This is a genomic window from Acinetobacter colistiniresistens (genome assembly GCF_024582815.1).
Lineage (GTDB): Bacteria > Pseudomonadota > Gammaproteobacteria > Pseudomonadales > Moraxellaceae > Acinetobacter.
Genome location: NZ_CP102099.1, coordinates 545,223 through 564,580, shown reverse-complemented (window position 1 = coordinate 564,580; position 19,358 = coordinate 545,223). Strand labels below are relative to the sequence as shown.

At 43.2% G+C, this 19,358-nt stretch carries 23 protein-coding genes; 17 read left to right on the top strand and 6 right to left on the bottom strand.

Annotated features, from left to right (window positions below):
- Nucleotides 1-423 precede the first annotated feature (423 nt).
- The 6 genes from NQU59_RS02675 (at nt 424) to NQU59_RS02650 (ending at nt 4,091) form a co-directional block, all read left to right on the top strand.
- Nucleotides 424-957, top strand: coding sequence for a PadR family transcriptional regulator (locus NQU59_RS02675; protein ID WP_257064877.1), 534 nt, complete (start codon nt 424-426; stop codon nt 955-957).
- A gap of 144 nt (nt 958-1,101) precedes the next feature.
- A complete protein-coding gene (locus NQU59_RS02670; RefSeq protein WP_096911047.1) occupies nt 1,102-1,410 on the top strand; it encodes a DUF3861 domain-containing protein in 309 nt (102 codons plus the stop codon).
- Nucleotides 1,411-1,554: 144 nt separating this feature from the next.
- Nucleotides 1,555-1,827 carry a DUF2798 domain-containing protein gene (locus NQU59_RS02665; protein WP_005240447.1) on the top strand — a complete coding sequence of 91 codons (273 nt, stop codon included), beginning with the start codon at nt 1,555-1,557 and terminating at the stop codon, nt 1,825-1,827.
- 170 nt (nt 1,828-1,997) lie between these two features.
- Nucleotides 1,998-2,945 carry a pirin family protein gene (locus NQU59_RS02660; protein WP_257064869.1) on the top strand — a complete coding sequence of 316 codons (948 nt, stop codon included), beginning with the start codon at nt 1,998-2,000 and terminating at the stop codon, nt 2,943-2,945.
- A complete protein-coding gene (locus NQU59_RS02655) occupies nt 2,942-3,340 on the top strand; it encodes an OsmC family protein (protein ID WP_096911044.1) in 399 nt (132 codons plus the stop codon). The genes NQU59_RS02660 and NQU59_RS02655 overlap by 4 nt, the downstream gene beginning before the upstream one ends.
- 97 nt (nt 3,341-3,437) lie before the next feature.
- On the top strand, nt 3,438-4,091 hold the full coding sequence (locus NQU59_RS02650; RefSeq protein WP_005240441.1) for a glutathione S-transferase family protein: 654 nt from the start codon (nt 3,438-3,440) through the stop codon (nt 4,089-4,091).
- A 56-nt stretch (nt 4,092-4,147) separates the two neighbouring features.
- On the opposite strand, the gene NQU59_RS02645 is transcribed toward NQU59_RS02650, so the two are convergent.
- From NQU59_RS02645 to NQU59_RS02635, 3 genes are all read right to left on the bottom strand, one after another.
- Nucleotides 4,148-4,762, bottom strand: a complete 615-nt coding sequence (locus NQU59_RS02645) for an SPOR domain-containing protein (protein ID WP_005240439.1) — start codon at nt 4,760-4,762, stop codon at nt 4,148-4,150.
- Nucleotides 4,763-5,151: 389 nt separating this feature from the next.
- Nucleotides 5,152-6,942, bottom strand: a complete 1,791-nt coding sequence (gene argS / locus NQU59_RS02640; RefSeq protein WP_257064867.1) for an arginine--tRNA ligase — start codon at nt 6,940-6,942, stop codon at nt 5,152-5,154.
- A gap of 172 nt (nt 6,943-7,114) precedes the next feature.
- Nucleotides 7,115-8,035 (bottom strand): Dyp-type peroxidase, encoded by a 921-nt coding sequence (locus NQU59_RS02635; protein WP_005240435.1) that lies wholly within the window; start codon nt 8,033-8,035, stop codon nt 7,115-7,117.
- Between the two features lie 158 nt (nt 8,036-8,193).
- On the opposite strand from NQU59_RS02635, the gene NQU59_RS02630 reads away from it, so the two are divergent.
- Nucleotides 8,194-8,820 carry a LysE family transporter gene (locus NQU59_RS02630; protein WP_005240433.1) on the top strand — a complete coding sequence of 209 codons (627 nt, stop codon included), beginning with the start codon at nt 8,194-8,196 and terminating at the stop codon, nt 8,818-8,820.
- A gap of 6 nt (nt 8,821-8,826) precedes the next feature.
- Here the strand turns inward: NQU59_RS02630 and znuB are convergent, their stop codons facing one another.
- Genes znuB through NQU59_RS02615 form a run of 3 tightly spaced genes read right to left on the bottom strand, consistent with a single transcriptional unit; the run spans nt 8,827 to nt 10,898 of the window.
- A complete protein-coding gene (znuB, locus tag NQU59_RS02625) occupies nt 8,827-9,636 on the bottom strand; it encodes a zinc ABC transporter permease subunit ZnuB (protein ID WP_257064866.1) in 810 nt (269 codons plus the stop codon).
- A 3-nt stretch (nt 9,637-9,639) separates the two neighbouring features.
- The gene (gene znuC, locus NQU59_RS02620; RefSeq protein WP_257064863.1) at nt 9,640-10,428 is read right to left on the bottom strand and encodes a zinc ABC transporter ATP-binding protein ZnuC; all 789 of its coding nucleotides are present in this window, start codon (nt 10,426-10,428) and stop codon (nt 9,640-9,642) included.
- Nucleotides 10,401-10,898, bottom strand: a complete 498-nt coding sequence (locus NQU59_RS02615; RefSeq protein WP_004656533.1) for a transcriptional repressor — start codon at nt 10,896-10,898, stop codon at nt 10,401-10,403. The genes znuC and NQU59_RS02615 overlap by 28 nt, the downstream gene beginning before the upstream one ends.
- Before the next feature lie 220 nt (nt 10,899-11,118).
- On the opposite strand from NQU59_RS02615, the gene NQU59_RS02610 reads away from it, so the two are divergent.
- From NQU59_RS02610 to NQU59_RS02565, 10 genes are all read left to right on the top strand, one after another.
- The gene (locus NQU59_RS02610) at nt 11,119-11,958 is read left to right on the top strand and encodes a metal ABC transporter substrate-binding protein (protein ID WP_005240428.1); all 840 of its coding nucleotides are present in this window, start codon (nt 11,119-11,121) and stop codon (nt 11,956-11,958) included.
- Between the two features lie 170 nt (nt 11,959-12,128).
- Nucleotides 12,129-12,527, top strand: a complete 399-nt coding sequence (locus NQU59_RS02605) for an ATP synthase subunit I (protein WP_005240426.1) — start codon at nt 12,129-12,131, stop codon at nt 12,525-12,527.
- Between the two features lie 99 nt (nt 12,528-12,626).
- Complete coding sequence (gene atpB, locus NQU59_RS02600) at nt 12,627-13,502, top strand: F0F1 ATP synthase subunit A (RefSeq protein WP_005240424.1); 876 nt, start codon at nt 12,627-12,629, stop codon at nt 13,500-13,502.
- 82 nt (nt 13,503-13,584) lie between these two features.
- Nucleotides 13,585-13,830, top strand: coding sequence for a F0F1 ATP synthase subunit C (atpE, locus tag NQU59_RS02595; protein ID WP_000424060.1), 246 nt, complete (start codon nt 13,585-13,587; stop codon nt 13,828-13,830).
- 39 nt (nt 13,831-13,869) lie between these two features.
- Entirely contained in the window at nt 13,870-14,340 is a 471-nt protein-coding gene (locus tag NQU59_RS02590) for a F0F1 ATP synthase subunit B (protein WP_004656525.1), read from the top strand.
- 11 nt (nt 14,341-14,351) lie between these two features.
- Nucleotides 14,352-14,888 (top strand): F0F1 ATP synthase subunit delta, encoded by a 537-nt coding sequence (locus NQU59_RS02585; protein ID WP_005240421.1) that lies wholly within the window; start codon nt 14,352-14,354, stop codon nt 14,886-14,888.
- Between the two features lie 42 nt (nt 14,889-14,930).
- On the top strand, nt 14,931-16,475 hold the full coding sequence (gene atpA / locus NQU59_RS02580) for a F0F1 ATP synthase subunit alpha (RefSeq protein ID WP_004773229.1): 1,545 nt from the start codon (nt 14,931-14,933) through the stop codon (nt 16,473-16,475).
- Nucleotides 16,476-16,552: 77 nt separating this feature from the next.
- Entirely contained in the window at nt 16,553-17,422 is an 870-nt protein-coding gene (atpG, locus tag NQU59_RS02575; RefSeq protein ID WP_005240419.1) for a F0F1 ATP synthase subunit gamma, read from the top strand.
- 30 nt (nt 17,423-17,452) lie between these two features.
- A complete protein-coding gene (gene atpD / locus NQU59_RS02570; RefSeq protein ID WP_004656517.1) occupies nt 17,453-18,847 on the top strand; it encodes a F0F1 ATP synthase subunit beta in 1,395 nt (464 codons plus the stop codon).
- Between the two features lie 28 nt (nt 18,848-18,875).
- The gene (locus tag NQU59_RS02565) at nt 18,876-19,295 is read left to right on the top strand and encodes a F0F1 ATP synthase subunit epsilon (protein ID WP_004773226.1); all 420 of its coding nucleotides are present in this window, start codon (nt 18,876-18,878) and stop codon (nt 19,293-19,295) included.
- Nucleotides 19,296-19,358: the final 63 nt, after the last annotated feature.

Below are 19,358 nucleotides of genomic sequence, written 5' to 3'. Positions count from 1 at the left end.
TAAGTGAAAATGTATGGTTTATAATTCTATTAACTGCAGCATTCATAGGTATAGCAAAAAAAAGCAATTGATTTAAAAAATAATGCTTAGGATAGTTCTATAACAACAGATAAGCTACGCTATTAAAATAAAGGCATTATGGAAAATTAACTTAAAATATTTATTATCAATATCTTATGTTTCTGTTGAGACTATACTTGAAGTAAATAGACCTCTTTTTGATCAATTACGATACTTACCTAGTAATAAAAGAAGGGCGCTTAGCAGCTCTTTTTATTACTTAACTTTTAAAACCCTTCCTTAGAAAAATAATTCTTTCAATATCAAGTCATTAAGATTTAAGTTATATCTTAACTTGATAAAAGATATATTAAGATATATCTTAATATGCGTAAATTAAGCAAATATAGAGAAAAATAACAGATGAAACATCAATCAGAGCATTCCCATGATGAAGCCGAAGCGGCTTTATTACATCGAGAACATCACCGAGCCGGTCGCCGTGGTCGCTTATTTGAATCAGGTCGCATGAAACTGTTGGTACTGCATTTGATTCAGCAAAGCCCCAAACATGGCTATGAAATTATTAAAGAAATTAGCGATCTGGTCGGTGATGGTTATAGCCCAAGTGCAGGAACGATTTATCCAACGCTGACCACACTGGAAGAAATGAATTTGATTCGCCTGCTGGATGCCGAACGTAAGCAATACCAGATCACCGACTATGGCGAAAGTTATTTAAAAGAGCAGCAAGACATGCTATTGGCACTTCTACAAAAGCTACGACTAAGACGTGAAATTCATAATAATGATCAGCTGATTGATATCCACCGCGCCATGGAGAACCTCAAGACGGCATTGCGCTTAAAACTGAATATCGCGGATTTGCAACAAGAGCAGATCCATCAAATTGCGGAAAAAATTGATCAGGCCGCCATCGCAATCGGACGTTTATAAGTTGGGGCGAGTTGTCAGAGCTACAACACAAAACAAGCGGGCACCGTTTGTACAGTCTTTGGCTGCGGTATTTCATCAATTTAAAGTCGATCTGATAGAGGTTGAAATCAAAGAGAGTGCTGAGCAGCACCTTGGAGCAGAAATATGAAACAACATCAATATCATGTCACGGTGCAACATTTAAAAGATGCGAAAGGGCATGTCTCAACCTATAGTGAGCGTCTAGAGTTTTATACGGGCAATCATGACGATCTCTTCGAGATAGTCGAACGTTTGAAGAAAGCAGATTTTTTTGATGATCAAACCACCAAGTCATTTGCAGTGGGTTTAAAACTATTTAGTGAGGTGATGTTAGAAAATAAAGATCATCCATTATTCGCAACGTTCTTACCTCAGTTTGGTCAGTTTATGAAAAATTTAAAACAGCAGGTGCAACAAGATCTTCTGGAATAAGACGAATTTAAAACAAGAGGTATTGTCGATTCGACAACAGGTTGTTGCATAGATAGCACTCTGCGTATCAGCAATATATGGTGTCGACGAAGCTTTAAATTGTTAAAATAAACTAAAGAGTTTTTTTATTAAAATAGGCTAAAAATGCAGGAATTGAAAGCAAGCTCTTGGCGGATTGCGAAATTGCCCGCCAAGTATGCGATGTGGATATTACCATTGATTCTATCCTTTTTTATGAGTGGGACGCTGTCACTGGTTAATCTATGGATGAGGACAGGTTTTATTCCAGGTTTTCTGATCATATGGCTAGAGACATGGATGTTTTCCTGGCTGATCGCCTATCCTTTGGTGTTGATTTTATTGCCCGTAGTTCGGCGATTAACAGGTCTGATTGTGGATATGCAACCTAAGCCATAAACTGGATGAGGCGGCATTATCTAGAAGGGCAACGCTTCTTGAATTTTCATCAGGATTGTCCTATGAATAGCACTCTGTGTATTACGAAAAGACTATATTGCTGAATGTATGTATTGTTAAGATCAAGATAACAACTCATTGCATTAGCATAGGTAACAGAGAGCAATATCATGAGCAATAATAACGACTACGATATTTCTGATTCAAAAGACTGCGAAACATATATCAATCAATTTATTCAAGAATTTACTATTCGCTCGGCCGAAATTGGCAAGGGAACCGTGATTAAACGTGCTTTACCGAGTCGACAAAAGCGCTTGGTCGGGGCATGGTGTTTTCTCGATCATGCTGGGCCTGTGAGCTTTCCTGCAGGTGATGGTCTGGATGTGGGGCCGCATCCACATATTGGTTTGCAGACTTTTACATGGATGATTGAAGGCACCATGATGCATACCGATAGTCTGGGTTCAAAACAACTCATCCGTCCGAAACAGGTCAATTTGATGACTGCTGGTCGTGGGATTTCACACACTGAAGTTGCACCTGATACTGAAACTAAAATGCACGCTGCTCAGCTATGGATTGCCTTGCCTGATGACAAACTGAATATACCGCCTAAGTTTGAGCATTATCCAGAATTACCAATTGTAAATAAAGATCAGGTTGAATTTACCGTACTGGTTGGAGATTTCCTCGACACAACTTCACCTGTGCAGGTGCATACGCTTTTAGTGGGTGTAGATCTTACCGCACAAGCCGATACCAAGACCCGTATTCCATTAAACCCAGAGTTTGAATATGCGTTTATGGCACTTGAAGGTACCGCTCGCGTTAATGGTCATGAACTTACTGTCGATAACATGGTGGTACTGGAAACTGGGCTGACGGAAATTGAGGTAGAACTTACCCAAGGGCATCGTTTGTTGCTGATTGGCGGAGAACCGTTTCAATCGCCGATTTTGCTGTGGTGGAATTTCGTAGGCCGAACGATGGAAGAGTTAAAGCAAGCGCGTGAAGATTGGTTGAACCATGATGCACGTTTCGGCGAAATTCCAGATTATCAGGGCAAACGTTTGGAAGCACCTGTGTTACCCGATCAAATGAGGGCATCAAAATGAGTATGATTGCAAGTGCAACCGTCCAGACTTTGCCGGAACCTTGGAAGGGTGAGGTACACAGTGGCAAGCATCAATTCCTTACCGATAAACCAGAACAGTTTGGAGGGCATGATACAGGTCCTGCACCTTATGATTTCCTCACCGCAAGTTTGGCTTCATGTACCATGATCACCTTGCGTATGTATGCGCAGCATAAGGAAATCGATTTAGGTGAATTCAAGGTTGAGGTGGATTTTCATATCAATCGCGAGCAGCAGGAGCGTATAGAACGTCGAGTTGTGTTTCAGCAACCTGTTGCACAGGATTTAAAAGAAAAGCTTCTTAATGTCTGTAGCAAAACCCCTGTTACTAAAACTTTGTTACGTAGTTTAGACATTCAGACCATGATTCTTTAAGACTAAAGTGCTATTGTGCTTGGGCAAAACAAAATTCTAAGCGTAACCGTGAGAGGGACTAACACCATGGTTACGCAGCTAAAAAGCAGGCACAAAAATGATTACCTTACATTACCTACAATGTTCACGTTCTTTCCGTATCTTGTGGGCATTAGAAGAACTTGGTGTGGATTGCCAAGTTGAGTATTATCAAAGGTTAGCCAATTTCTCAGCACCCAACAGCCTCAAACAGATCCATCCATTGGGTAAAGCACCTATTTTAGTGGATGGTGACGATGTGATTGTTGAATCTGCTGTCATTTTAGACTACTTGCAGCAACAGTATGATCTGCAACATCAATTTAAACCGCAACAAGCTGCTGATCAACGCCAATATTCCTATTGGATGCATTATGCAGAAGGCTCATTGATGCCTTTATTGGTCATGACTTTGGTGATGAACAATGTCAGTAAACATGTTCCTTGGGTGATTCGTCCCATCGCTGAAAAAATTAGTGATGGTGTCAAAGCAGGTTTTGTGCGTCCGCGCGTCAAAGAACATATTTTGTATCTTGAAGATTATCTGGCAAAACATGATTATTTTGCAGGCGACTTTTCTTTTGCAGATATTCAAATGGCCTTTCCGTTGATCGCCATACAAAATCGTTTACATGGTAAATATCCGCATATTCAAGCTTTTGTACAACGGGTTCAACAACGTCCAGCCTTTCAGCGTGCTGAACAAAAAACCTTACATTCGCAATGCGCATAGAATTTTGAGCATTAAAAAAGGGAACCATGGGTTCCCTTTTTTAATGGATTTTTGCCTTAGCGTTTAATCACAATAGAGTCAATACCGCTGTGTTGCAAGGTTTGTTGTGCGGCCAGTGCAGATTCCTGACTATCGTAAGGTCCAGAGAATACACGGTACCAAGTCTGACCATTTTCAACGCTTTTCACCACATCAGCAGATAAACCATTTAGAATAATTTCTGCACGACGCGCATCGGCACTGTCTGGGTCAGGATAGCTGCGAACCTGTAAAATGTAGGTCGCATGTGCGGGTGCTGTGGGTTGTTCAGTTGCACTGATTCCGCTATCAGGCTCTTGAGTTGTGGTGGTTTGTGGTTTTGGTGATTCAATAATGACTACATTTCCTTGAGTTTTGGTCTCAGGTACCGCTTGTTCAGGAATTGGGGTTACTTGCTGTTGAGGAAGCAAGTCATAAAAACGGTAGTCTTTATTGGTATTTTCTTCTTGATAATGTTCAGAGGTCACCTGATTTTTCGCAGGCACGGGCTGCCATGGTTGCCAAAGCATCAACATCACCGCAGCACATAGAATCGCGAGAATGGCGACAAGCATTCCTAACCACTTTGGAATGAGCGGTTTTTTAGGCTTGTTTGGTCGTTCAGATACACCACGTTGCGTTTTTCCAAACACCGGAAAATTCCTCTTGATCCTATTGGTTTATTTGTAACTTGAATCTGCTTAAAAACAAAGCATTATGTTTAAAAATAATGCTTTGTTTACCATATTGTTTAACAATGATGGCTTAAGTTTACATGGGTTTAAAGCGTTGCTTTACTCATTACCGTTCACCTTAGGCATAGCCCTCCGATGCAAAGAGGGCTTGCTTACATCGGTACCTCAGGCATCGCCTTCGGTCTTGCGACGATGTGCAAAGCGTTGCTTTGCTTTTTTGCAGCCCACCTCAAGCATAGCTTTCGGTCTTGCAGCCATGTGTGAAGCTTCGCTTCACTATTTACATGGTTACTTCGGGCACAGCCCTTCGTCTTGCGACCATGTGTGAAGCTTTCGCTTCACTTTTTTTACATGGTCTCAGGAGCGGAGACACCAAGCAATTCTAAGCCATTATGTAGAACTTGCTGTACGTTGATTGAAAGCAATAAACGTGCTTGAGTCAGAGCCACATCATCACCCAATACTTTATGCTCGTTGTACCATGCGTGGAACAAGGCCGCCAATTCTTTCAGATAGTTACCAATCTGGTGCGGTTCATAGGCATTGGCTGCACGAACCAAGATATCTGGATACGCAGCAAGCTTAGATAAAATTTCTGTTTCAGCGTCAAGTTCTAAACGGTTGGCTTGTTCACGCGCCGCAACAGCATCAAAACTGATCCCTGTAGTGGCTGCTTTTTCTAACATACGGCAAATACGGGCATGTGCATATTGAATGTAATACACTGCATTGTCTTTGCTTTGTGAGACGGCAAGATCGAGGTCAAAATCGATGTGTTGTTCAGACTTGCGCATCACATAGTAGAAACGCGCCGCGTCATTCCCCACTTCTTTACGAAGATCACGCAATGTCACGAACTGACCTGAACGAGATGACATTTGTACCATCTCGCCACCACGCCACAAACTTACGAACTGAACCAAAAGTACGGTCAGTTTTTTCGAGTCGTAACCCATGGCATCAATCGCTGCTTTCACACGTGCAATATACCCGTGGTGGTCTGAACCCCAGATATCAATCAGGTCAGTATAGCCACGTTGTAATTTATTCAAGTGATAAGCAATGTCAGAAGCAAAGTAAGTGGTTTGACCATTACGACGTTTCACTACACGGTCTTTTTCATCACCGAACTCGGTCGATTTAAACCAGATATTACCGTCCTTTTCATAGAGGTAACCACGTTGGTCTAATGTCTCAAGCGCTTCGTCAATCTTGTTGGTCAGGGAGTCTTCACTGAACCATTTGTCAAAGGTTACACCAAAGTCTGCCAAGTCATCTTTGATGTCATCCAAGATGGCATGTAAAGCTGCTTGATGGAAAACACGGTAGTCCGCACCCAAGTGTTGTTGTGAGTTTGCGATCAAACCATCAATGTGCTTTTCTTTGTCGCCAGAAAGAATAACTTTATTGCCTTCTGCATCGAGTTGTTCAGCGTATTGAACATCTTCGGGTACATCTTTATAGATGTCAGCAACGGCACGAACGTGGGCATTGCCATCTTTATCAATAATTTCTTGTGCAATTTCTTTGACGTAGTCACCTTGGTAGGCATTTTTAGGAAAAACTAAAGTTTGACCAGTCAATTCTAAATAACGTAAATAAGTTGAAGTGGCCAAAATATCCATTTGACGGCCTGCATCATTGACATAGTATTCGCGGTCAACGGATGCACCTGTTGCTTCTAATAAGTTCGCAACAGTCATGCCATAGGCTGCACCACGACCATGTCCGACATGCAGACTAGAGGTTGGATTGGCAGATACAAATTCGACTTGGATTTTTTTAGCTGCATTGGCTTGGCTGCGACCATAATCATTTTTTTGCGCTTGAATTTGGTCGAGCACTGCATAGCGCTGATCAGCATTTAAAAAGAAGTTGATAAAACCCGGACCTGCAATTTCTGCTTTGGTAATGTCCGCCACTTCAGGGAGGGCCGCCAGGATTTTTTCAGCAAGATCGCGTGGTTTCATGCCCGCGGCTTTTGAACCGATCATGGCAATATTTGAAGCGAAGTCTCCGTGACTTCGGTCTTTGGTACGGGTTAAATGGCTCGTGTTGGTCCAATCTGAAGGAAGTACACCTTGCTGTTGCAGAGTTTGTACCGCATGATCAAGAGCTGCTTGTATTGCCGTATTCATAGTTACCGAAAATAAATGTCGCGGAAAAACGAACAATATAGCAAACTTTATCGGCTTAGGGGGAGTGGGATTGATCTGGAATTAACATATTCCTATAAAACTTTTTAAGTTCATGTTTTAAAGCTGGGTTTTAAAGATGCTATACCCTTGATAGATATAGCATCTTGGTGTTTTAGTCTTCTAAAAGTTGTGCTAATAATTCATCACTTGGCGCAAAATAATAAGCACCATCAATGGCAGTAGTGAAATGCAATAAGCGGTCATGGATACCATCACCTGTGGTGCCGAACATGCGTTTCAGCATTTCATCAATAATACTGAGGTTGTTGGTATAAGCGACGAAAAATAAACCTTGCTCACCTTTGCCATCTCCATAAGGCAAGCTGTGGCGCAAGATTTCCATTTCTTCCCCTTTATCATCTTCCACCACGGTACGTGCCACATGTGAGTTTTCTGGCTTGATCTCATCATCTAGTTCAATTGACTCTAGTTTGGTACGACCAAAGACATGCTCTTGCGCATCGACTTTGAGCATTTGCCATTTTGCCAGATCATGAACATAGCGCTGTGCAAAGATAAAACTGCCATTGGCAAAAGCTTCGGCTGTTTCTGGGAGTAGGGCGGCTTCAGCACGGTCATCTGGGAATTGCGGGTTCTCCGTCCCATCAATAAAGCCGGTCATGTCACGGCCATCAAAGAAACGGAAGCAAGCACGTTCATCCAAAACCTCAACTTTATCTTGAATACCCTGAAAGAAGGCTTGGCTGATGGCAAAGCAGATATCTGCACGGGCACTGGCAATATGAATAAACACATCGGCAGGAACTACAGGCATATTGAAGGCGCCTTGTTGCGGATCGAGTTGCTTAAAGCCTTCTGGAGTTTGAGAATAGAGTTTTGACCAGAGTTCAGGGCCAAATGCAACCGCAGTTTTGATCTGGTCATTGGGATGCTGTGTGATCAGGCGATCACGTGTTGAAAGTAGAACTTCAATTTGTTGTTTTAATTCGGCAACACTTAAATCTTTTAAACGTAAAACAATAAAGCGGGCATGGTCAGAAGGTAGTGGAAGAATGACAGATTGCGCAGTCATTAAAATCTCCTTAGTTGTTTTTTAAGGGACAAAAAAGAATAATTGTGCCTGATGTGATGAAGGCTGAGTAGCTTATTTATGAAATTTTATTGTCCAAAATATCATCATGATAGCTTGATAAAACGGTATAATTTCCGTTTTTGTCAGACACGACTTCTATGTCTTTGCATATTTGGTTTGCTTTTATGTTGGCTTGCTGGGTGATTAGTATTTCTCCAGGGGCTGGTGCAATTGCCTCAATGTCGAGTGGTCTCAACTATGGCTTTCAGCATGGCTATTGGAATGCGATCGGTTTGCAAGTGGCCCTGATTCTACAAATTTTGATTGTCGCTGCGGGCGTTGGTGTCCTATTTGCCACGACTCCTTGGGCTTTTCAGGTGGTGAAATGGTTTGGTGTGATTTATTTGCTCTATCTAGCTTATATGCAGTGGACAGCACCTATCCAAAACATTGAGATTCAGCAGGAACAGAATGATAAATCTGCTTTGGCTTTGGTATTTAAAGGCTTTGTGGTGAATATGAGCAACCCCAAAGCAATCGTATTTTTATTGGCTGTTCTACCGCAGTTTTTGGACTTAAATCGACCACAGTGGCTGCAATATCTGATCATGGCAATGACAATGGTGACGATTGATTTGATTGTCATGGCGGGCTATACCGGACTGGCATCGAAAGTGTTGAGACTGCTTCGCTCACCGACACAGCAAAAATATTTAAATCGTGGGTTTGCCGTGATGTTTAGTGGTGCAGCCTTATTATTGAGTGTAATTCAGCAATCGGCCTAAATCGTGTTAGGCAGATTGTGACTGGCTTTTAAATTTTTGTGCGATAAAAATGGCAGCAAAACACAGCGCCATACATAAAACGATGCTTAGCCCCGTTGCAATATTTAACGCAGCGCTTGACCATAAGCCAACGGTAACGCCAAACTGTGCTAACACAAATGCCCAGATCACCATTTGTTTAGGAGAGTGTGCCAGTAAACGGGCACTGAGGGCTGGGATGACCAGCAGCGCGCCCATCAAGAGTGAACCCACCGCACGTAACGCCAGTACCGTAAACAATGCCAATAACAACATAAAGACCAGACGTTGCCAGTTGGCATTTACCCCTTCACTCATCGCAATATCAGGATCAATTGCAATCTGAATCTGAGCTGACCATGAACGATAGAGCACGATCAGTGCAGCACTGATCACCACTGCAAACATGGGTAAATCAGACCACTCGATACTGAGTAAATCACCAAATAGATAGCTCAATAATTCCGGGCGTAGGCTTGGCACTTGCTGAATTAACAGTAGGCCAGAGCAGAGTAGGGTGGCCGAGCTTAAAGCGAGCAGTGCATCATTGGGTAAGCGTGAATCATGCAGCACCCATATTAGGGCAACCAGCAATAGGGCGAGGCAGGCTACACCGAGCCAGAACGGTAAATTCAGAATACCTGCAACTGCCACACCGAGCAGGGTACCATGTGCCATGGTATCGGCAAAAAAAGACATTCTGCGCCACAGCATCAGGCAACCGAGTGGAGCGGTCAGGAAAACCAGCAATGACCCCATGATCCAAGCAGGTAACAGGAGTTGTAACCATTCCATCATGGCTTAGACCTTTGGCTCTGGGTGAATGTGTGGGCGTGGATCGTGGGAACACGGTTCAGCATGATCACTATGGCCACAGTGGTTGTGATGGTGCTGGTAGAACATCCTTTGGGTACCAAAAATGGCTTGGTATTCTGGATGCTGTTGAATGCTTTCAGGTAGACCGCTGCAACAGATATGTTTGTTCAGGCAGACCACACGGTGCGTCCCTTGCATCACCCATTGCAAATCATGCGACACCATCAGCACAGCACAGCCATAACGTTCAGGTAAGCTACGTACATATTCATACAGTTCAGCTTCGGACTGAATGTCCAGCCCCTGCATCGGTTCATCCAAGACGAGAATATCAGGCTGACGCAGTAAGGCGCGAGCCAGTAAAACCCGTTGCCGTTCACCACCTGAAAGCTGCTGTACTTTGGATGCCTGTAATTTTTGGATGCCTGTGTCGCGAATAATCTCTGCACGTAAATCTGTTGTGCAGATTTCCAGATCCAGTAAATCTTGTACTCGTAAAGGCAAGCTGGCAGATGGATTAAACTTTTGCGGCACGTAGGCCAGTTTTAATTTTTTAGCACAGTGGATCTTGCCTTTATTGGGGGGCATGATGCCAAGCAGCACTTTGATTAATGTAGATTTACCCGCGCCATTGGGACCAATCAGCGTCACAATCTCTTTTGCCTGCAAAGCAAAATCTACATTTCTCAAAATATCCCGTTCGTCTCGCCGAACTGAGATATTCTCCAGTTGAATAAGTGGAGTGCTTATTGGCGTGTGCTGCACTGATGACATTTTCCAGAAATTTCAATAATGCTGTGCTGCGCTAAGAATTGGTCTGAGGCGGCGAGCTGATCAAGCTGCTGGATCAGCCCTTGTGCAGATGCTTCTTTGACGGAATGACATTCTGTACAGATGAGAAACGCGGCTTGATGTCCTTCACGCGGGTGACAACAAGGAATATAGGCATTAATTGAAGTCAGCCTGTGAATCAACCCTTTTTCTAATAAAAAGTCTAAGCTACGATACACTGTTGGTGGTGCAGCAGGGCGGTCTGCCTGACCTTTGATTTTAGCCAATAAATCATAGGCGCCCATTGGGCCAGAGGCATTTAAAATGAGTTCAAGCACTTCTTTACGTAAAGGTGTCAGGCGAGCGCCAGTTGCAGTACATAACAGTTCTGCCTCAGCAAGTCGCGCTTTAATGTCATGATGACCATGAACACCATGTAAGGCATTGTCATGTTCATGTGAACAAGAACTCATAGATTGACCTCATTGTTTTTGTAAAATCTATCGATGTTTCAGTGGGTCATAAAGGTTTATGACATTTCAATAGATTTACTATCATAACATGCAATTTAATATAACTAGCTATATATAAGTTAAGCTCGTGGTCGATCGGGCTATGAATCTTAAAATAGACATAGGCATTTTTTAACTTTTGTTATATTATAACATGCTTTATTTCGTGAGTAATGTTGAAATGTCCCGCCTAATTGTTTTTGTCTTGTTTTCGATGTTAAGCACATGGGGCTGGACACAAAGCTTGGTGGTTTCAACACATCCAATTTATTTGATTGCCAAACAAGTCACAGATGGAGTAGAACAACCTGTTCTGCTCCTGAAAGACCAGAGTGGTCATGATGTACAACTTACCCCTGCTCATCGTAAAGCGATTCAAGATGCGTCATTGGTCATCTGGTTAGGCAAGTCTCATGAAGCGCCACTGGAAAAAATGTTGAGCTCGAACCGTAAAGCGATTGCTTTATTGGACTCGGGTATTTTAACCACTTTGCCACTACGTAATTTGCGTGGTGCGTCTATGCCAAATACTATAGATAGTCATGTGTGGTTGGATCCGAATAATGCAGTTCGCATCGCATTTTTTATCGCGACCTTACGTTCGCAGCAATATCCCGAAAATCGGGCCAAATATATGGCCAATGCCAAAGAATTTTCACAGCAAATGTTGCAGGCTTCTCAACAATATGAAAGTTCAACCAAAACCAAGAACTATTGGTCTTATCATGATGCCTATCAATACTTGGAGCGGGCCTTAAACTTGAAATTTGCAGGCGCATTAACGGATGATCCGCACATTGCTCCGACTGCAGCCCAAATCAAGTATTTAAGAGATAATCGCCCACAAAATAAAATGTGCTTATTGGCTGAAACGACAGCGAGTGCCAGTCAGTACCAAAAAATGAACCCAGTAGTTTTCCAACCGGTCGATGAAAGCATGCGTGGCGAAGACAATTTTGTAACAGCGTGGCAAAAATTGGCTTCAAAAACCGATAAATGCGTAATAAGTGCACAAAATTGATCAAAAAAATAAAAATCAATTGACTCTATCGTCAGAAAATATGGTAACGAAAAAACCCGACTTAAGTCGAGAAAAGATTGCATGTTCAGGGGTGTAACTCTATAATGCCTGCGATTCGAAACGATCATGATTAAAACTTGTCAAGCAGTTCTGCTGTAAGTGGGTAAAAAATGAGCCAAACTAGTCGCATGATTGACCGACGATTAGCAAAAGCTTTGGTCTTCTTACAAGCGTGTATGATTGCTGTTGCAGCGTTGCTTGCATGGGCAATAAAAGATACAACTGCTGCTTTGAGTGCTGCGCTTGGGGCTTTGGTATGTTGGTTGGCACACTGTTATTTTGCTTGGCAGTCGTTTAGAACGGCAGGCGCAAGAGCATCAAAACAAGTCATGCTGAATATGTACCGAGGAATGCTCGGTAAGTTTGCGATTGTGATCGTGGGTTTTATATTAATTTTGAGCAATGTTAAACCGCTGTCACCGGTTGCATTGTTTTGTGGATTTATTCTCGTACAAGCGATGTCGTGGGTCGCGCCATTTTGGGTGGCACGTCTACAAAAACGAGGGTAAGGCACATTTTGAGATTTTTGGAAGTAGAAGCGGAATTATGGCCATCCGCATGATTCGTTTCTCTTCTTTTTAATGATTGACATTGACCAGGTGTGATTTATGGCTGCTGAAGAACATGCCCTGACTTCGACCGAGTATATCAAGCATCACTTGACCAATATGACCTATGGCAAAATGCCTGACGGTACATGGAAATTGGCTGAGACTGCTGAAGAAGCTCATTCGATGGGGTTCACTGCAATTCACTTGGATTCAATGGGTTGGTCTATCGGACTTGGTGTTATTTTCTGTTTGTTGTTCTGGACAGTTGCGAAAGCTGCGAATGCAGGTGTTCCAACTAAATTTCAGTCAGCGATTGAAATGATTATCGAGTTTGTTGACTCAAGTGTTCGTGATACTTTCCACGGCAAATCACGCTTAATTGCACCCTTGGCATTAACCATTTTCGTGTGGATTTTCCTCATGAACGCAATGGACTTAATCCCAGTTGACTGGATCCCGTATACAGCTCAATTGATTGGTGCAAACGTATTTGGCATGGACCCTCACCACGTTTACTTCAAGATCGTTCCATCTACTGACCCGAACATTACCCTTGGTATGTCGTTGTCTGTATTTGTTTTAATCTTGTTCTATAGTATTCGTGAGAAAGGGATCGGCGGTTTCGTCGGTGAATTGGCACTTAACCCATTCAACCCAAGTAACAAATTTGCAAAAGCGTTATTGATTCCAGTGAACTTAATTTTGGAATTAGTAACTTTCCTTGCTCGTCCAGTTTCGTTGGCTCTACGACTGTTCGGTAACATGTATGCGGGTGAGTTGATCTTCATCTTGATCGCATTATTGCCGTTCTGGATCCAGTGGGCGTTATCTGTGCCTTGGGCTATCTTCCACATTCTCGTAATCACGCTGCAAGCATTTATCTTTATGATGCTGACCATCGTTTACTTGAGCATGGCAAGCGAAAAGCATTAATGGTATTGCCTGATTGTCACCTGACAGTTGGGCTTAAATTTTAGTTTAATTTGGTAATAACCTAACCTCTGAGGAATTTTTCATGGAACTCACTTTAGGTCTAGTTGCAATTGCATCTGCTATCTTGATCGCTTTCGGTGCTTTAGGTACTGCGATTGGTTTCGGTCTTTTAGGCGGTCGCTTCTTAGAAGCTGTTGCTCGTCAACCAGAATTGGCTCCACAACTTCAAACTCGTATGTTCTTAATTGCGGGTCTTCTTGATGCTGTGCCTATGATCGGTGTTGGTATTGGCTTGTTCTTCATCTTCGCTAATCCATTTGTAGGTTAATAGCTTAATTCCTAAATCCACATATTGAGGAATAGCGAAATGAATATCAACCTCACATTGATTGGCCAGGCAATTGCATTTGCGATCTTTGTCGCATTCTGCATGAAGTTTGTTTGGCCACCACTAATCAATGCGATTAGTGAGCGTCAGCGTAAAATCGCTGATGGCTTAAATGCTGCTGAAAAAGCAAAAGCTGACCTTGCTGATGCGCAAGCACAAGTTAAGGCAGAATTAGACGCAGCAAAAGCACAAGCGGCTCAATTGATCGAACAAGCGAACCGTCGTGCAGCACAATTGATCGAAGAAGCGCGTACCCAAGCATCTGCTGAAGGTGAGCGTATTCGTCAACAGGCGAAAGAAACTGTTGATCAAGACATCAATTCTGCTCGCGAAGAATTACGTCAACAAGTTGCTGCTTTGGCAGTTGCTGGCGCAGAAAAAATTCTGAACCAACAAGTTGACGCAGAAGCTCATAATGCCATGCTGAATCAGCTGGCTGCTAAACTTTAAGCGAGGCGAATATGGCTGAACTCTTGACGTTAGCACGCCCGTACGCCAAAGCAGCATTTGCTTATGCATCTGAGCAGAATGCAACTGACGCTTGGTCAAATGCGTTACAACTGCTCGGTGCTGCGGTGCAAGACGAAGCATTTTCCGCTTATTTAAATCGCCCTGAGCTGACTCCTGCGGAACAAGTAGGTCTTTTTGCGAAGGTTTTAGGTGAAGATCAGTCTCAATCAGTGTCAAATTTCTTGACCTTGCTTGCAGACAACGATCGTTTGGTTTTATTGCCTGAAATCGCAGCAGAATACGAATTACTTAAATCGCAGAACAACAACACATTGGAAGTAGAGATTGAATCTGCTTTTCCAATGGATGCGACACAAGAGCATATTTTAGCTCACGCGCTTGAAAAACGTTTTAACAGAACAGTTCATGTCACTGTTAACGTTAATCCAGCGTTGATCGCAGGTGTTGTGATTCGTGCAGGCGACCAAGTGATAGATGACTCTGCGCTTAACAAGCTTGAAAAAATGCGGACTCGTCTTCTTGCCTAACAGCAAAAAGACTGAACTTAAAAAAGATTGAGGAATAGCGCAATGCAACAACTGAATCCATCCGAGATCAGTGCGCTCATTAAACAGCGTATCGGCGATCTGGACACCAGCGCGACCGCGAAGAATGAAGGTACCATCGTCATGGTATCTGACGGTATCGTGCGTATTCACGGTCTTGCAGATGCAATGTACGGTGAAATGATCGAATTCGACGGCGGCTTATTTGGTATGGCACTGAACCTAGAACAGGATTCAGTGGGTGCCGTTGTTTTAGGTAACTACCTAAGCCTGCAAGAAGGTCAAAAAGCTCGTTGCACAGGTCGTGTATTAGAAGTTCCGGTTGGTCCTGAACTTCTTGGCCGTGTCGTAGACGCTTTGGGTAACCCAATTGATGGTAAAGGCCCGATTGATGCAAAACTAACGGATGCTGTTGAAAAAGTAGCACCAGGTGTAATTTGGCGTCAGTCTGTCGACGAACCTGTTCAAACTGGTTATAAATCAGTTGATACCATGATCCCTGTAGGTCGTGGTCAGCGTGAGTTGATTATTGGTGACCGTCAAACTGGTAAAACAGCAATGGCGATCGATGCGATCATCGCTCAGAAAAACTCTGGCATTAAATGTGTATACGTTGCGATTGGTCAAAAACAATCAACAATTGCAAACGTAGTACGCAAGCTAGAAGAAACTGGCGCTATGGCGTATACAACTGTTGTCGCAGCTGCGGCCGCTGATCCTGCAGCAATGCAGTATTTAGCTCCGTATTCTGGCTGTACAATGGGTGAATACTTCCGTGATCGTGGTGAAGATGCGTTAATCATTTATGATGATTTGTCTAAGCAAGCTGTTGCTTACCGTCAAATTTCATTATTGTTACGTCGTCCACCAGGTCGTGAAGCGTATCCAGGTGACGTATTCTATCTTCACTCGCGTCTTCTTGAACGTGCTTCGCGCGTTTCAGCTGATTATGTTGAGAAATTCACGAACGGTGCAGTAACAGGTCAAACTGGTTCTTTAACTGCATTACCGATCATTGAAACTCAAGCAGGTGACGTATCTGCATTCGTACCAACCAACGTAATCTCGATTACTGACGGTCAGATCTTCTTAGAAACATCATTATTCAACGCAGGTATTCGTCCTGCTGTGAACGCGGGTATCTCGGTATCACGTGTTGGTGGTTCAGCTCAAACTAAGATCATCAAAAAATTGTCTGGTGGTATCCGTACTGCTCTAGCACAATACCGTGAATTGGCTGCGTTTGCTCAGTTTGCTTCTGACCTTGATGAAGCAACACGTAAGCAACTTGAGCATGGTCAACGTGTAACTGAGTTAATGAAGCAAAAACAATATGCTCCATACTCAATTGCTGACCAAGCTGTTTCTGTATATGCATCGAACGAAGGCTATATGGCTGACGTAGAAGTGAAGAAAATCGTAGACTTTGATGCTGCGTTAATCTCTTACTTCCGCTCTGAATATGCTGCGTTAATGCAACAGATCGATGAAACTGGTGATTACAACAAAGACATCGAAGCAGCAATCAAATCAGGTATTGAGAGCTTCAAAGCGACTCAAACTTACTAAGTTTATCTTTAGTTAAGTTTGGTTCACGGATCAACCTTCGGAAGCTCGAAAGAGCTTTCGAATACTAGGTTAAGCGTATGGCAAATTTAAAAGAAATTCGCGCCAAAGTAGCTAGTATCAAGAGCACGCAAAAGATTACTCGCGCGATGCAAATGGTAGCTGCTTCGAAAATGCGTCGTGCGCAAGAGCGCATGGCTCAGGGCCGTCCGTATGCCGATAATATGCGCCGTGTAATTGCTCACTTGGTCCAAGCAAACCCTGAATACAAACACCGTTATATGGTTGAGCGCCCAGTTAAGCGTGTTGGCTATATTGTAGTGTCTTCAGATCGTGGTTTGGCAGGTGGCTTGAACATTAACTTGTTCAAGAAAGTTGTGCAGCATGTCAAAGCACAACAACAGCAGTCAATTGAAGTTGAATTTGCTTTGATTGGTCAAAAAGCGGTTTCGTTTTTTAAGAATTACGGCGGTAAAGTGCTTGGTGCAACGACCCAACTTGGCGATGCGCCGAGTTTGGAACAGTTAACAGGCTCAGTACAGGTTATGCTTGATGCATTTGATAAGGGCGAATTAGATCGTATCTACCTCGTATCAAATGGCTTTGTCAATGCAATGACTCAGCAGCCTAAAGTAGAACAACTTGTTCCTTTAGCACCGGCAGAAGAAGGCGATGACCTCAACCGTACTTATGGTTGGGACTATCTCTACGAACCAGAAGCAGAAGAATTGTTAAATGGTTTGTTGGTTCGCTATATCGAGTCTATGGTTTATCAAGGTGTGATTGAAAACGTTGCATGTGAGCAGTCAGCTCGTATGGTCGCGATGAAAGCAGCGACAGACAACGCAGGACAATTGATTAAAGACCTACAGCTCATTTACAACAAGCTGCGTCAAGCCGCGATTACTCAGGAAATTTCCGAGATCGTTGGCGGTGCCGCTGCCGTTTAACATTATTAAGTTTGAATTGAGGAGACAGCAATGAGTAGCGGTCGTATCATTCAGATCATCGGCGCGGTTATCGACGTCGAGTTTGAGCGCAATAGCGTTCCTAAGATCTATGACGCTCTCCAAGTTGACGGTACTGAAACTACATTAGAAGTTCAGCAACAGCTTGGCGATGGTGTTGTTCGTACCATCGCAATGGGTTCTACAGAAGGTCTTAAACGTGGCCTAAATGTAACTAGCACAAATGCACCGATTTCTGTTCCAGTAGGTCCAGCGACACTTGGTCGTATCATGGACGTATTGGGTCGCCCTATCGATGAAGCAGGTCCTGTAGCGACTGAAGAGCGTTTGCCGATTCACCGTCAAGCCCCTTCTTATGCTGAACAAGCAGCTTCGACTGATCTTTTAGAAACTGGTATTAAAGTCATCGACTTACTTTGCCCGTTCGCGAAAGGTGGTAAAGTTGGTCTGTTCGGTGGTGCCGGTGTTGGTAAAACCGTTAACATGATGGAGTTGATCAACAACATCGCGAAAGCTCACTCAGGTTTATCTGTGTTTGCTGGTGTTGGTGAGCGTACTCGTGAAGGTAACGACTTCTATCACGAAATGAAAGATTCTAACGTTCTTGACAAAGTAGCAATGGTCTACGGTCAGATGAACGAGCCACCAGGTAACCGTTTACGCGTAGCGTTGACTGGTTTGACCATGGCTGAATACTTCCGTGATCAAAAAGACGAAAATGGTAAAGGTCGTGACGTATTATTATTCGTCGACAACATCTACCGTTATACACTTGCGGGTACTGAAGTATCAGCATTGTTAGGTCGTATGCCATCTGCAGTAGGTTACCAACCGACACTTGCAGAGGAAATGGGTGTTCTTCAAGAGCGTATTACGTCGACTAAATCTGGTTCGATCACATCGATCCAAGCAGTATACGTACCTGCCGATGACTTAACAGATCCATCGCCTGCAACAACGTTTGCTCACTTAGATGCTACTGTTGTATTGAGCCGTGACATCGCATCTTCTGGTATTTATCCAGCGATCGATCCACTTGACTCAACTTCACGTCAGTTAGACCCATTAGTGGTTGGTGCTGAGCATTATGAAATTGCACGTTCTGTACAGAACGTATTGCAACGTTATAAAGAGCTTAAAGACATCATCGCAATCTTGGGTATGGACGAGTTAGCTGAAGAAGATAAATTGGTTGTTTACCGTGCACGTAAAATCCAACGTTTCTTCTCTCAACCGTTCCATGTTGCTGAAGTATTTACGGGTGCGCCTGGTAAATTAGTACCACTTAAAGAAACGATTCGTGGCTTTAAAGGTCTATTAGCTGGTGAATACGATCACATCCCAGAACAAGCGTTCTATATGGTTGGTGGTATTGACGAAGTGATTGCTAAAGCCGAGAAACTTTAATTAGCAACTCTAATTTAAGGAGATTCTCATGGCGACTATGCAATGTGATGTTGTAAGTGTTAAAGAGTCGATTTACTCTGGACAAGTTACGATGTTAATCGCAAAAGGTGCGGGCGGTGAGCTTGGTATTTTACCAGGACATGCGCCACTCGTAACTTTGCTCCAACCGGGCCCGATTCGTGTTCAGTTGGAAAATGGTACAGAAGAAATCGTTTATGTATCAGGCGGTGTGTTAGAAGTTCAACCTCACGTTGTGACCGTACTTGCAGATACTGCAATTCGCGCTGACAACTTGGATGAAGCTGCAATTATGGAAGCTCGTAAACAAGCTGAAGCATTGTTAGCCAATCAAAAGAGTGATTTGGACTCAGCTGCGGCATTGGCATCTCTTTCAGAGATCTCAGGCCAGCTTGAAACAATTCGTAAAATCAAAAACCGCGCACTTTAATTACTGCAGGTTCGAGATTAAAAAAGCCACCGTCAGGTGGCTTTTTTATCGCAAATTGAAAAT

Coding starts and splice junctions, on each gene's coding strand:
- NQU59_RS02675 (WP_257064877.1), top strand. CDS start 424: ATGAAACATCAATCAGAGCATTCCCATGATGAAGCCGAAGCGGCTTTA.
- NQU59_RS02670 (WP_096911047.1), top strand. CDS start 1,102: ATGAAACAACATCAATATCATGTCACGGTGCAACATTTAAAAGATGCG.
- NQU59_RS02665 (WP_005240447.1), top strand. CDS start 1,555: ATGCAGGAATTGAAAGCAAGCTCTTGGCGGATTGCGAAATTGCCCGCC.
- NQU59_RS02660 (WP_257064869.1), top strand. CDS start 1,998: ATGAGCAATAATAACGACTACGATATTTCTGATTCAAAAGACTGCGAA.
- NQU59_RS02655 (WP_096911044.1), top strand. CDS start 2,942: ATGAGTATGATTGCAAGTGCAACCGTCCAGACTTTGCCGGAACCTTGG.
- NQU59_RS02650 (WP_005240441.1), top strand. CDS start 3,438: ATGATTACCTTACATTACCTACAATGTTCACGTTCTTTCCGTATCTTG.
- argS (WP_257064867.1), bottom strand. CDS start 6,942: ATGAATACGGCAATACAAGCAGCTCTTGATCATGCGGTACAAACTCTG.
- NQU59_RS02635 (WP_005240435.1), bottom strand. CDS start 8,035: ATGACTGCGCAATCTGTCATTCTTCCACTACCTTCTGACCATGCCCGC.
- NQU59_RS02630 (WP_005240433.1), top strand. CDS start 8,194: ATGTCTTTGCATATTTGGTTTGCTTTTATGTTGGCTTGCTGGGTGATT.
- znuB (WP_257064866.1), bottom strand. CDS start 9,636: ATGATGGAATGGTTACAACTCCTGTTACCTGCTTGGATCATGGGGTCA.
- znuC (WP_257064863.1), bottom strand. CDS start 10,428: ATGTCATCAGTGCAGCACACGCCAATAAGCACTCCACTTATTCAACTG.
- NQU59_RS02615 (WP_004656533.1), bottom strand. CDS start 10,898: ATGAGTTCTTGTTCACATGAACATGACAATGCCTTACATGGTGTTCAT.
- NQU59_RS02610 (WP_005240428.1), top strand. CDS start 11,119: ATGTCCCGCCTAATTGTTTTTGTCTTGTTTTCGATGTTAAGCACATGG.
- NQU59_RS02605 (WP_005240426.1), top strand. CDS start 12,129: ATGAGCCAAACTAGTCGCATGATTGACCGACGATTAGCAAAAGCTTTG.
- atpB (WP_005240424.1), top strand. CDS start 12,627: ATGGCTGCTGAAGAACATGCCCTGACTTCGACCGAGTATATCAAGCAT.
- atpE (WP_000424060.1), top strand. CDS start 13,585: ATGGAACTCACTTTAGGTCTAGTTGCAATTGCATCTGCTATCTTGATC.
- NQU59_RS02590 (WP_004656525.1), top strand. CDS start 13,870: ATGAATATCAACCTCACATTGATTGGCCAGGCAATTGCATTTGCGATC.
- NQU59_RS02585 (WP_005240421.1), top strand. CDS start 14,352: ATGGCTGAACTCTTGACGTTAGCACGCCCGTACGCCAAAGCAGCATTT.
- atpA (WP_004773229.1), top strand. CDS start 14,931: ATGCAACAACTGAATCCATCCGAGATCAGTGCGCTCATTAAACAGCGT.
- atpG (WP_005240419.1), top strand. CDS start 16,553: ATGGCAAATTTAAAAGAAATTCGCGCCAAAGTAGCTAGTATCAAGAGC.
- atpD (WP_004656517.1), top strand. CDS start 17,453: ATGAGTAGCGGTCGTATCATTCAGATCATCGGCGCGGTTATCGACGTC.
- NQU59_RS02565 (WP_004773226.1), top strand. CDS start 18,876: ATGGCGACTATGCAATGTGATGTTGTAAGTGTTAAAGAGTCGATTTAC.